The sequence below is a fragment of the Streptomyces sp. NPDC004051 genome (assembly GCF_053604275.1).
Map to the genome: position 1 here is coordinate 82000 of NZ_JBSGHG010000028.1, position 12167 is coordinate 94166.

The window sequence follows — 12167 nt, forward strand, 5'->3', positions numbered from 1 at the left end:
TTCCTCGCACCGATACCGGCCCGCCGAACCTTCGACCGCCTGGCCCCGGTAACCACGCTATGGGTCCTCACCACCTCGGTCCTGGCGCCGGCGGGAGCTCGCATCGCCGTCGCTGACCTGTGCGTCGCCGACTCGCCCCACCCGGATGCGTACGCCCCGCCGGGCCGGCCCCCACTCCACGCACTGCTGCTCGGCGGGGCAGCGGGGTTTCTTCTGCTCACCTCGGCGTTGCAGCGCGGCTCGGTGACCGTGGCGACAGCGGGCATGGTCCTGGCGGAAACGGCCGGGACCGCCGTGGTGGGCGTCGTCCGGCTGGGCGACCGGCCCCGCGACGACCTCCAGTGGCCGGCCGTCGCGGGATTCGTGGCGGCAGTGGTGGGAGCACTGGTCCTGACACGATTCGGCGGCGCGGCGGCCGAGGGTTCGAGACGGCCATGAGCCGCCGTCGTGAAGCCATGGGGCGGGAGGTGGCCGGGCCCTCAGCCGCCCCAGCGCCAGTAGAGTTCGGGCCGGGGCCGGGCGCCGCAGTCGGAGAGCTTCAGCTCGGGGCTCTGCCGGTCGCGGTCATCCCAGTGAGCGGGGAGTTCGCGGTCGTCCTGGTACAGGCAGCGGTCCGCGCTCCCGGAGATCCGCCAGGCCGTGCGTTTCCAGGTCGTGCTCCGCCATGGCTCACGGTTCCACTGCTGGCTCCGGCGACCGGGCTCGCACCGCGTGAGTCCGACCGTCGGTGCGAGCCCGGTCAGGCAGGAGCCTCGGTCGTCGCGGGGCCTGATCGTGCCGTCGTGACCCATGTCCCACTTCTGCGCGGCTGATCCGTCGCAGCCGCGGATGTCGACCGCCCCGGCGTTCGGCGTCCCGGCTTTCGGCGTCCCGGTGCCGGCGTGGAGGCACTGTGCCGGATTCCTTCCGGCGGAGTATGTGGTCCGCCCGATGTCCCCGAGGATCTCCCCCGCGCGTGGAGCCCGGTGGATCTGCTCGTACTGGCGGTGGATCCACAGGCTCCAGTCCTTCCGGAGCGGGCCCCTGAAGGGCGCGACGTTCACGCACGTCCCGGTGGCGTGGCACTTCCAGTGGGCAAGGTACCAACGCGCCACCTCGTCCTTCTCCGCCGACTCACCAGGGGTGAGATTCGGATTGAGCGGAGACATGGTGTAGCCGAGGTAGGACGACACGGGAATCCCGAGCTCGTAGCCCACCCTGCGGAAGTACCGGGCGCCGACGCCGTGGTCGCTGTGATCGACGCCGCCGCCGAGGCCGAAGGCGAACGACGCGTTGTCGTGGTCCATCGTCAGGATGCGCGCAGCCCCGCTGAGGCGGACCAGTGCCGTCATCACCGCGAGCAGCCGGTCCTCCGTGTAGCTCTCGGCGCCCTGAAACGGCTCGATGCTCTTTCTGCTCCCGTCGAACAACCTGAGCAGACTGTTCGGCTCCTGGCCGCGCGGGAGGCCGTCGTGGAGGTCCAGGAAGGTCAGCCGCACATCGGTGTCCCGGGCCTTGTCCGCGAGCCGGTAGGACCTGACCCGGACGCCGTCCGCCCGCACATCCGCCCGTTGCCAGCGGTTGGCCGCCTCCGCCATCTCCGCGTAGGCCGCCCGTACCCCGTACTCCCTGCGGTCCACGTACTCCAGCGCCTGGACCCGGTTCTTCTTGCCGTCGTCGCCGGCGGTCAGATAGACCGTGTCGACCGGGCATCCGGCGCGGATGGTCTGTCTGACCTCCGGATTCAGAAAGAACAGGTCGTCATCAGGATGCGCCACGCCGACCAGGGTGCGCCGGCACTGCCCCGGGTCCTTCGCGTGCGCGGCCGGACGGGACGCCCCGGCCGTCGTGCCCGCCCCCGGAGCAGAATCGGGCACAGCCGTGCAGGCAGGGCCCAGCAGGGCGCAGACGACCAGTGCCGCCGCAGTCGCCGGCGTACGGGAGGAACAGCCCGGGTGACGCTTTCTCCAGCTCACCGAGGACTCCTTTCGCGGCAGCGGATCTCCTGACGGAGGATCTTCCAGCGGACGGAGCGGAAGCAACCGACACACCGACGAGCAGCCTGGAGGCTTGCGCCGGAACTCCGGATACCTCGCTCCCCCATTGCCTTCTCGGTGGCCCCGTAAAGGACACCTGGCCTCCGGAGTCGGCATGACTTTCTTCCCCTGCCGCATGCATGGCACTGTCCGTTCGGATCGCACCCGATCGCCGTCCAGCGCTCCGGGGGTGTCCCCGTCGCCGGTCAGCGCGAAGTCGAGGCGGCCGAAGACCATGCCGAAGGCTGCCGGGTAGCTGTGCGGCGCCCACTTTCTCCAGACTTCCACGTGTCTCACGAGACACGTGGTCACTCTCGCGTCGCCTGTCCTCGGCTGAGCGGGGTCGGGATCATCGCGGCCGAAGGGCTGGTGGCGGTGCGGGCGTCCCACTCGGTGATGATCTCGCTGGCCCGGTTCATGGTGGCTCGGCTGACCCCGGCCTCGCGGCAGAGGTTGTTGAATTGCACTGAGACTCGTGGAGTGCCTGATGCCAGGGCCACGGTCCTGGCGAAGGAGATCCACCAGCACCATGGCAGCACCCCGTAAATACCCGGACGAGCCCCGCGAGCGCGCGGTCCGCGAGGCCCGCACCACCGGCCGGCCGATCGCCCGTGTCGCGAAGGATCTCGGCATCCACAAGGAGGCCCTGCGCGGCTGGGTCCGCCAGGCCGAAGCCGACCGCGGCGAGCGTGATGACAAGCTCACAACCGCCGAGCGCGAGGAGCTCAAACAACTCCGCAGGGGGAACGCCGAGTTGATGCGGGCGAACGAGATCCTGAAAGCCGCCGGCGTGTTTTTCTGCCCAGGAGATCGACCGCCCCCGGACGAGGCCGAGCCGGGGGTGCCCCCTCTGGGGGAGTGATCGCCCACCTGCGCGAGAGCGGCCTCGGGGACGATCCCGTCTGCCGGGTCCTGAAGCTGTCGCCGTCGACGTACTTCGCCCGCAAGAAGCGGCCGAAGTCGGCCCGCCGGCTCCGCGACGAGCAGCTCATGCCGCTCATTGAACAGGTTCACGCCGAGTCCGGTGGCACATATGGGACCCGGCGGATCACCCGCGTGCTGCGGCGCAGGGGGCACGAGGTGGCCCACTGCACCGTCGAGCGCCTGATGGTCGAGCTGGGCCTGGAGCGTGTCATCCGTGGCCGGCTGCACCACACCACGGCGCCCGAGCCGTCGGCGCCCGAGCCGTCGGCGCCCCGCCCGCCGGACCTGGTCGACCGCGACTTCAGCGCCTCGCGGCCGGATCAACTGTGGGTAGCGGACATGACCCATGTGCGCACCTGGTCGGGCTGGGTGTACGTCGCGTTCGTCCTGGACGTGTATTCGCGAATGATCGTCGGCTGGCGGGTCACGAACCACATGTGGACCGAACTTCCCCTGGAGGCAATGGAGATGACGCTGTAAAGACGGGGATCAAGAAGGACTCCGGCCTCATTCATCACAGCGACCACGGCTGTCAGCCCCTCGTCCAAGTGCCACCTGTCGCCCGGCCTCGCACGTCGGCGGCGCAGGTCGTCGGCGTAGGCCTGCCCGAACCTCGCGCACCAGAGCCGGATGGTCTCGTGGGAGACGATGACGCCGCGTTGGAGCATCAGTTCCTCGACCTCGCGGAACGAAGGGGGAAGCGGAAGTACAGCCACGCGCAGTGGGAGATGGTCTCGGCCGGGTACCGGTGCCCCTGGTACGACGGCGGCGTACTGTCCACGGACAGCCCCCACCCCCCCCAGCATGACCAATCCGGAGATCATCCCACCCGGTCAGCCAACGTGACAGTGCCTCAGAGCCTTCTCCGAGCGGCCCCTGGGGCGGCGAACAGGGACACGGATACCGATCCCGGCGCCGATGCACCCCTCTCGCGGACACCGGCGACCCGGGCGAGGCAGTGCACACGACCTCGCTCACAAAACCAGCGCGGCACCAGCACCGCCTGACGGAATGGGCCCAGCGCCCGCGCCCCCTTCGGGGTCTTGATCCGTCGACGGTGCAGGGCCGACCACGGGGCCGGATACTCCACGACGTGGCGCGGGACGTCGAGTGCGGTGATGTAGGCGATCAACGTGAAGCCCCGGTGGTTGCGGCCGTGATCTTGTGGCGAGACCTGTCCCACCAGGGGCTTCACCTGTGTCGGCGGTCGGGGGTGGTCCGTCCGACTCGGCTTCGCCAGACGGTGGTTCACACCGCTTCGCTTAGGTCATTTCGCTGAGGGGACATCACTGGCAGCCCGTTCTTCCCAGGGTCCGGCGGACCGGTCGGCTAACGCGCCACGCGGTAGCGGAGGTAGACGACTCTCGAGCCGAAGGTGTGGGTCTCGACCAGTTCGAGACCCACCCGGCGCTCGCGCCGGGGGAAGAACGGAGTGCCGCCGCCGACCAGCACCGGGTAGACCACGGCACGGTACTCGTCGATCAGACCCGACGCGGCCGCCTCGGCAGCGAGCGTCGCACCGCCGATCGCGATGTCGCCGTCCTCCGGCTCGGCCCGCAACCGCTCGATCTCCTCCGCCAGGCCGCCGGAGGCCAGACGGGCACGGCCCCGCACCGCCGACAGCGTGGTGGAGAACACCACCTTGGGCAGCGCCTTCCAGAGCGCGGCAAAATCGAGCGTGGAGAAGTCGAGCGAGGGATTCTGGTCGGCGGTCTCCCAGTACAGCATCGTCTCGTACAGCCGTCGTCCCAGCAGGTGGACGCCGACCTGTCGGATCTCGTCGGTCCAGAAGCGGAAGACCTCCTCGTCGGGCGGCGTCCAGTCGAAGCCGCCGTCCGGCCCAACGATGTAGCCGTCCAGTGAGACGTTCATCGAATAGGTCACGCTGCGCATCGGAAGTCCTCCTCGGTGACGGGTTCGACCGTACGACCGCCGGACGCCGCAGGGCTCATCGCGACTCGCGGCATTTTCTGGGCCGAATCACCTCACGAGAGCATTTCGTTGAGAAAACCTCAGTGAGCCGCTCCGGACGCCGAGCTGCACTATGCGTACTGGCCGGTGATATGCCGTCGCCGTACCACCAGCAGACGAAAAACCCCTGGTGGCGCTCGGACAGCACTTCTCTCACTGGATCAAGGAAAGCAGCGTTCACCAGTAGGCATCTACGGCCTCCGAATCTTGTCGACTCTCCACAAGACGACAGGGCAAGCGCCGAGTTCTCGCACCAGCACCCGGCCCAGCCGCGCGAGGGAGCTGCGAAAAGAGTCCCTCAATCGCAGCTGCCGACGCGTCAGCGAAGTCGGCATCAGGTCAGCAAAGTCCTGCCACAGCTGCCCACAGACGACCACACCGGGGAATCGCCCGCCACCCCGGCTCCGGTCCGCACTCCGCTCAGCCGTCCTCCCGCAAGCAGCCGGACAGCGGGAGGCAGCGCCCGGCCGCCGCCCGCCCACCAGCCACCAGGACTCAGGCATTCTCGCAGGTCAACGCACCCTTCCGCGCGGCTTCAGCGGCACCGGCGGCAGCTCGGGGGCCGGCAGCGGGGCGCCGTCGTAGCCCTTCACCTCGCCGAAGCGGGTGCCGGTCATCCAGTCCCGGCGGGCCTGTTCGATCTCCTCCTGGGTCCGTCCGATCCAGTTCCAGAACATGATCAGTTCCTCCTCGAACGGCTCTCCGCCCAGGAGCATCAGCGCCGCGTCGGACTCGGCGCGCAGCGGGAGTTCGTCGCGGCCGCAGCCGAGGTAGAGCATCGAGCCCGGGAGCACCGGTACGCCGTCCACGTGGACCTCGCCGGACATGGCGAGGACCGCGTACTCGAAGTCGCGCTCCAGGGGCAGCCGGACGTCCGCGCCGTTCGACAGGGCCAGGTCGGCGCCGACGATCGGGGTGTACGTCGTGCCCGGGGACGTGGCGCCGTCCAGGTCGCCGAGGATGAGCGTGGCCTCGACACCCGGTGCCGTGACGACCGGGAGGTCGGTGTGGTGCTCGAAGTGCGGGTCGGTGTGGCGGTGGCCGTCCGGGAGGGCGACCCACAACTGGGCGCCGTGCAGGAAGCGTGCGTGCGAGCGGGGGCTCTCCTCGGAGTGGCTGATCGCCCTGCCGGACGTCATCAGGCCCAGTTCGCGCGGGCGGATCGTCTGGAGGCTGCCCGTGGAGTCACGGTGCAGGACCTCGCCCTCGTGCAGCCAGCTCACCGTCTGCAGGCCCATGTGCGGATGCGGCGGCACCTGCATGCCGGGCTCGTCGGCGATGTCGTCCGGGCCGTAGTGGTCGACGAAGCACCATGCGCCGACCATGCGCCGCCCCAGGTTGGGCAGCAGCCGCCGGACCTCGGTGGACTCGCCGAGCTTGACCTGTCGGGGACTGAGGAGCTCACGCACCGGCTCCGCCACCACGAAGCCGCGGCCACCGCACAGGGACGGAACGGCTTCCCGCTCGAGATTGCTCATGGGCACAACTTAGCTTCGAGGGGTGCGGCGAGTCACTCCGTCCGCTCCCGCTCCGCACCCCGATCCAGTAATGGAATATCCAACCAATCGGCTCCGTTGTCGGCGTCGAAGGAGGTCACGAGTGGACACCATGCACTACTACGACCACGGGACCCCGGCCGAGCGCTGGGAGCGCGCCGGGCTGTTCTTCGACGCCAGGGACTACACCGCCGCGGCGCGCGTCCTGAGCCGTCTGGTCGAGGAGGTGCCCGAGCAGACCGGACCGCGGCTGCTGCTGGCACGCTCCTACTACCACTCGGCCCAGCTGCGCCGCGCCGAGGCCGAGCTGCGGATCATCGTGGAGCGCGATCCGGTGGAGCACTACGCCCGGCTGATGCTCGGCCGCACCCTCGAACGACAGGGGCGGAACGAGGAGGCGGAGTCCCACCTGCGGATCGCCGCCGCGCTGGCGGGCGAGTTCGACGGCGGGCTCGACCGCGAACCCGACCGTGAGTCCGAGCGCGCGTAGAGGGCGGCGGGGCGGCAGTCGCGCGGGCCGGTGCCCCTGTTCCTCCCCGGGGGAGGACGGCACCGGCCCGCGCGGTTTTCAGCCCGTCCCGGTTACGGCGTCCGTGCCGTTCCGGTGCGTGCGCCTCCCCCGTACGTCCGGCGTCCCCGCCGGTGCGCGATCTCCCCGAGGAGGATGTCGACGGCGAGGAAGGCGGCCAGCGGGATGCCGAGCAGCGGGACGAAGTAGCCCAGCACGGCGATCACCGCCAGCAGCGGCACGAGGATGTACGGCGGCACCTGCTGCCAGGCACCGCGTGGGATCGGCCGGCCGAAGGCCGAGCCCCGGCCCCGCTGCCACCACATGCGGTAACCCCACAGGATCAGCAGGATCAGTGTGGCCGCGAGCAGCATCAGCGCGATCTGGTTGGGCAGGCCGAAGAGGACTCCGGTGTGCAGGTCGATGCCCCAGCGGCTGAGTTTGGCGAGCACCGGGTAGTCGGTCCACCGCACGACGTCGGTGACCGCGCCGGTCGCCGGGTCGACGGCGACCGCGTCCTGCTTCTCGGGCCAGCTGCGCTGCACCTGCTTCACGACGTACCCGGAGGCCGCGTCGGCGGGCGGGACGATCTCCACCGGGTCGTCGAGGCGCTCGGCCCGAGCCGCAGCGAGGACCTGGTCGAGGCCGACCCCGCGCTCGGCGTCGCCCCCGCTTCCGCCCGCCGCGCCGTGCCCGGCGTGTTCGCCGCCCGCGGCGGCCGACACCGTGGGCGTTTCCTGGCCGAGCGAGGCGCGCAGGTCGGCGATGGTGGCACCGGTGTAGGTGGACCAGGTCAGTCCGGTCACGGAGAGGAAGATGAAGCCGGCCGCGGCCCAGGCTCCGATGCCGCCGTGCAGGCCCAGAGTGCGCCGTCGGCCGCTGGTGCCGCGGATCTTGCGCAGCGCCCGGCGGCGGGAGAACCACAGCACCAGACCGCCGACGGCGATCACCCACAGCCAGCTGGCCGCGAACTCGCTGTAGAGGCGGCCCGTCTCACCGAGGTGCAGATCGCGGTGGAACTCGTCGATCCAGGTGCGCAGGGGCAGCGCGCCGGTGGAGCCGTACTGCTCCAGTGCGCCGCGCACCTCCGCGGTGTACGGGTCGACGAACACGGCGAGGGTGTGGTTCGGGTCCACTCCCGGCACGCCGGACAGCATCACCCTGGTGGTCGCGTCCGCCTCGGGTGCGGGCCGGATCGCGGAGACCGCGCCCTCGGGGTGCGCCTCGCGGGCGGCGGCCACCTGCTCGGAGATCGGCAGTACGCGGTCGCCGACGGGGACGGTCAGCTCGTGGTCGTAGACGATCTTCTCGACCGGGAAGGACGCGGCGTACAGCAGGCCGGTGAGAGCGGCGACGAGCAGGAACGGCGCCACCACCACGCCCGCGTAGAAGTGCAGGCGCAGGATCAGGGGGCGCAGGGTGGTCCAGCCGGATCCGGATCGTGCGGGGGCGGGGGGTCGGGGGGCCTCGTCCGTGGTGGGCGAGGGAGCGGTGGTCATCGGCGGGTTTCTCCCGGGGCGTCTTGGCGGCCGTGGTACTGCTCCAGTGGTCGGGGCGGCGGGGGCGTGAGTTCCCGGGCGGCGAACGTGATCTGCGTCACCGTTCGGAGCGGGGGCGTCGTGGGCGCGTGTCATCCTGGCGCGATGGGAACTGCGAACGACCGTGTGCCCCTCGCCGAGCGCGTCGAGCAACTCCTCGCCGGTGAAGGGCCGTTGCCCGTCGTCGCGGCCGGCGATCCGGTTCTGCGGCAGGCGACCGAGCCCTTCGACGGCCAGTTGGACCCCGCGCTGCTGGCGCGGTTCGTCGAGGCGTTGCGGGTCACCATGCACGCCGCGCCGGGGGTCGGCCTGGCCGCGCCGCAGGTGGGGGTGGGACTGCGGATCGCGGTGATCGAGGACCCGGCGCCCGTCCCGGAGGAGGTGCGGCTGGCACGCGGTCGGGTGCGGCAGCCCTTCCGGGTGCTGGTCAACCCGGTCTACGCGCCGGTCGGCGGCGGGCGGGCGGCGTTCTTCGAGGGCTGCTTGAGCGTGCCCGGCTACCAGGCGGTGGTGGCGCGGCACGCCGAGGTGCGGCTGACCGGGCAGGACGAGCACGGGCGGGCGGTGGACGAGGTGTTCGGCGGCTGGCCCGCGCGGATCGTGCAGCACGAGACGGACCACCTCGACGGCACGCTCTATCTCGACCGGGCCGAGCTCCGCTCGCTCTCGTCCCACCAGGCGGTGGCGGAACGCTGGTCGCAGCCCACACCGGAGTCGGCCGCGCGGGCACTGGGCTTCGAACTCCCGTAGAACCGGCTCCCGTGGAACCGGCTCCCGCAGGCCCGGTCGCCCGGCCGCGGCCCGTTCTCCCGGTGACTCAGGCGCTGTCCCGGTATGCCTCCAGCAGTCGGAGCCACGCCTCGCTGATCGTCGGGTACGACGGGACCGCGTGCCACAGGCGGGCGACCGGGACCTGGGCGGCGACCGCGACGGTCGCCGAGTGGATCAGTTCGCCCACTCCGGGGCCGACGAAGGTGACGCCGCGCAGGGTCTCGCTCTCGAGGTCGACGACCATGCGGGCGCGTCCCCTGTAGTTCTCCCCGTACAGACCGGCGCCGGCGACCGAGGACAGGTCGAGGTCGACGGCGCGGACGCGGTGTCCCGCCCGTTCCGCCTCGGCCAGGGACAGGCCGACCGAGCCCGCCTCCGGATCGGTGAACACCACCTGGGGTACGGCGCTGTGGTCGGCGGTGGCGGCGTGCGCGCCCCATGCCTCCGCGGCGACGGGGTCCCCGGCGGCGCGCGCGGCGATGGCGGCGCCCGCGATACGGGCCTGGTACTTGCCCTGATGGGTGAGCAGGGCACGCCGGTTGACGTCGCCGACCGCGTAGAGCCAGTCCTGGCCGGTCACCCGGAGGGTGTCGTCCACGGTGAGCCAGGATCCGGGTTCCAGACCGACGGTCTCCAGGCCGATGTCGTCGGTGCGCGGGGCACGGCCGGTGGCGAAGAGGATCTCGTCGGCCTCGATCCGCTCCCCCGTGTCGGTGACGACCACGACGGCGCCGTTCTCCCTGGTCACCGAGGTGGCGGAGGTACCGGTGCGGAGGTCTACGCCGGCCTCGGTGAGCGCCTCGGCGACCAGCTCTCCGGCGAAGGGCTCCATCCGGGACAGCAGGCCCTCGCCTCGTACCAGGAGCGTGACCCGGGAGCCGAGCGCCTGCCAGGCCGTGGCCATCTCGGTGGCGACGACACCGCCGCCGACCACGGCCAGCCTGCCGGGCACGGCCTTGGCGCTGGTGGCCTCCCTGCTCGTCCACGGCGCGACGTCGGCGAGTCCGGGCAGCGGGGGCAGCAGCGCGCGGCTGCCGGTGCAGACGGCGACGGCGTGCCGGGCGGTGAGGACGCGCCGCGTTCCGTCGGCGGCGGTGACGGTCACCGTGCGCGGGCCGGTGATCCGCCCGAGGCCGCGGTGCAGTTCGACGCCGACGCTCTGAAGCCACTGGACCTGGCCGTCGTCCTTCCAGTGCGAGGTGTACTCGTCCCGGTGGGCGAGGACCGCGCTCGCGTCGAGCGGTCCCTGCGCCGACCGGCTCAGGCCGGGGGTGCGGCGGGCGTCGGCCCGCGCGAGAACGGGACGCAGCAGGGCCTTGCTGGGCATGCACGCCCAGTAGGAGCACTCGCCGCCGACCAGTTCGCTCTCGACGATCGCGGTGGTCAGCCCTGCCGCGCGGGTCCGGTCGGCGACGTTCTCCCCCACGGGCCCGGCGCCGAGCACGACGACGTCGTAGTCCGTGGACTCCGGTTCCGCCGATCCTGTCGACCCCGCCGGTGTCGTCGGTCCTGTCGGTTCCGTTTGCCTCATGGGGTCAGTCTGGTGGGTGGTGTGCGCGGTGGCCACATGGGTAGGGGCGCGGAATACGCGACCCGGCCGACCGTGTTGTGCGGATGGCTCGGCCCGACACCAGGAAGAGGGAACACCATGAGCAGCACCGTGGAGCTCACCAAGGAGAACTTCGACCAGCTGGTCACGGAGAACGAGTTCGTTCTCATCGACTTCTGGGCGTCCTGGTGCGGGCCGTGCCGTCAGTTCGCGCCCGTGTACGAGAAGGCCGCGAAGGACAACCCGGACCTGGTGTTCGGCAAGGTGGACACGGAGGCGCAGCCGGAGCTGGCCGCGGCCTTCAGCATCCAGTCGATCCCGACGCTGATGATCGTCCGCGACCAGGTGGCCGTGTTCGCCCAGCCGGGTGCCCTGCCCGAGGCCGCGCTGGCGGACGTCATCGGGCAGGCCCGCAAGCTGGACATGGACGAGGTCCGCAAGTCGATCGCCGAGCAGCAGGCGAAGGCCGGCGGCGAGGCGGGGGGCCAGGGCCAGACCCGGTGACCGACCGGCCCCGGCTCGGGTCCTTCGGGAACGGGACCTTCTAGAAGGGGTACCGCGCGACGTCCCCGCGCACGGTGGTCCAGCGCACCTCGGTGAACGCGTCCAGGTCGGCGTCGCCGCCGAAGCGGGACCCGGTGCCGGAGGCGGCGACGCCGCCGAAGGGGGCCACGGCCTCGTCGTTGACGGTCTGGTCGTTGATGTGCACGATCCCCGTCGGGATCCGCTCCGCCAGGTCCAGACCGCGCGCCGTGTCGGTGGTGACGATGCCCAGCGCGAGGCCGTAGGGGCTCGCGGCGGCCAGGGCCGCGGCCTCGTAGCACTCCTGGGCGGCGACGTGCAGTTCGAAGTCGGCCTTGCCGGGGATGTTGCCGGCTTCCCGGACCAGCCATTCCCGCAGTTCGTCGGCGTGCGCGGCGAACAGGTCGCCGGCCTTGCGGAGCACCGCGGCACGGACGGAGTGCGGGGCCTTCGCCCACTCGCTCCGGGCGGCGCGGCCCGCTTCGGCGGCGGCCCCGACGTCCTCACCGGTGGCGAGGGCGGCGGTGGCCGGCTGTTCGCCGGTGGCGGGCTCCGTGACGGTGTGGTCGGGTCCCGCGAGGCGGCGGGGCTGCCAGGTCGTGGGGTCGAGCAACGGCATGTGCAGGCTCTCCGATCGGTCGCCGGCGCACCGCGCGAGCGTGAGCCCGGCTGTCCTTCCGCGTACCATTTGGTTGAGCATGCAACATTCTAGTCGCCATCCGGACGATTCGCCCCCTTATCGCCCGACGGCGCGACCGGGTCCCGCATGCGGTGCGGGGGGGGGTGCCCCTATGGGTTTCGTCAACCCGTGGGGGCGGGTTGGGGTTCGTAGAAGGTGCCGTCGCGGAGCATCGCGAAGAGCACGTCGGCTCG

General features: G+C 71.3%; 11 protein-coding genes and 2 pseudogenes. 6 read left to right on the top strand and 7 right to left on the bottom strand.

From position 1 onward, the window contains the following. Window positions 1–168: 168 nt before the first annotated feature. Window positions 169–438 (top strand): annotated as a pseudogene (locus ACWEQO_RS25235) (hypothetical protein); the annotation flags it as partial. 41 nt (window positions 439–479) lie between these two features. On the opposite strand, the gene ACWEQO_RS25240 reads toward ACWEQO_RS25235, so the two are convergent. Beyond that, window positions 480–1955 carry a ricin-type beta-trefoil lectin domain protein gene (locus ACWEQO_RS25240; RefSeq protein ID WP_452985320.1) on the bottom strand — a complete coding sequence of 492 codons (1476 nt, stop codon included), beginning with the start codon at window positions 1953–1955 and terminating at the stop codon, window positions 480–482. A 589-nt stretch (window positions 1956–2544) separates the two neighbouring features. Here ACWEQO_RS25240 and ACWEQO_RS25245 point away from each other — a divergent pair. Then, window positions 2545–2877, top strand: a complete 333-nt coding sequence (locus ACWEQO_RS25245; protein WP_452985321.1) for a transposase — start codon at window positions 2545–2547, stop codon at window positions 2875–2877. After that, a complete protein-coding gene (locus ACWEQO_RS25250; RefSeq protein ID WP_452985322.1) occupies window positions 2874–3419 on the top strand; it encodes an IS3 family transposase in 546 nt (181 codons plus the stop codon). Before ACWEQO_RS25245 ends, ACWEQO_RS25250 begins: the two co-directional genes overlap by 4 nt. Window positions 3420–3478: 59 nt before the next feature. Here ACWEQO_RS25250 and ACWEQO_RS25255 read toward each other — a convergent pair. From ACWEQO_RS25255 to ACWEQO_RS25265, 3 genes and pseudogenes are all read right to left on the bottom strand, one after another. After that, window positions 3479–3720: pseudogene (locus tag ACWEQO_RS25255) on the bottom strand (IS6 family transposase); the annotation flags it as partial. A gap of 548 nt (window positions 3721–4268) precedes the next feature. Beyond that, window positions 4269–4832: a dihydrofolate reductase family protein gene (locus ACWEQO_RS25260; protein ID WP_452985323.1), complete on the bottom strand. Its 564-nt coding sequence runs from the start codon at window positions 4830–4832 to the stop codon at window positions 4269–4271. A gap of 590 nt (window positions 4833–5422) precedes the next feature. Then, window positions 5423–6388 carry a pirin family protein gene (locus ACWEQO_RS25265; protein ID WP_452985324.1) on the bottom strand — a complete coding sequence of 322 codons (966 nt, stop codon included), beginning with the start codon at window positions 6386–6388 and terminating at the stop codon, window positions 5423–5425. 121 nt (window positions 6389–6509) lie between these two features. Between ACWEQO_RS25265 and ACWEQO_RS25270 the strand changes: the two genes are divergently transcribed. Next, on the top strand, window positions 6510–6896 hold the full coding sequence (locus ACWEQO_RS25270; protein ID WP_361458874.1) for a tetratricopeptide repeat protein: 387 nt from the start codon (window positions 6510–6512) through the stop codon (window positions 6894–6896). A 92-nt stretch (window positions 6897–6988) separates the two neighbouring features. On the opposite strand, the gene ACWEQO_RS25275 is transcribed toward ACWEQO_RS25270, so the two are convergent. Next, window positions 6989–8413 (bottom strand): PepSY-associated TM helix domain-containing protein, encoded by a 1425-nt coding sequence (locus ACWEQO_RS25275; RefSeq protein WP_452985325.1) that lies wholly within the window; start codon window positions 8411–8413, stop codon window positions 6989–6991. Between the two features lie 144 nt (window positions 8414–8557). Here ACWEQO_RS25275 and ACWEQO_RS25280 point away from each other — a divergent pair, with 144 nt between their 5' ends. Next, window positions 8558–9202, top strand: coding sequence for a peptide deformylase (locus ACWEQO_RS25280; protein WP_452985326.1), 645 nt, complete (start codon window positions 8558–8560; stop codon window positions 9200–9202). A gap of 67 nt (window positions 9203–9269) precedes the next feature. Here ACWEQO_RS25280 and ACWEQO_RS25285 read toward each other — a convergent pair whose 3' ends face one another. Next, a complete protein-coding gene (locus ACWEQO_RS25285) occupies window positions 9270–10754 on the bottom strand; it encodes a dihydrolipoyl dehydrogenase family protein (protein WP_452985327.1) in 1485 nt (494 codons plus the stop codon). Window positions 10755–10871: 117 nt separating this feature from the next. Here ACWEQO_RS25285 and trxA point away from each other — a divergent pair, with 117 nt between their 5' ends. Continuing rightward, window positions 10872–11276 carry a thioredoxin gene (gene trxA / locus ACWEQO_RS25290; RefSeq protein ID WP_361458866.1) on the top strand — a complete coding sequence of 135 codons (405 nt, stop codon included), beginning with the start codon at window positions 10872–10874 and terminating at the stop codon, window positions 11274–11276. 40 nt (window positions 11277–11316) lie between these two features. Here the strand turns inward: trxA and ACWEQO_RS25295 are convergent, their stop codons facing one another. Continuing rightward, on the bottom strand, window positions 11317–11913 hold the full coding sequence (locus tag ACWEQO_RS25295; protein ID WP_361458864.1) for an aldehyde dehydrogenase family protein: 597 nt from the start codon (window positions 11911–11913) through the stop codon (window positions 11317–11319). Window positions 11914–12167 lie beyond the last annotated feature (254 nt).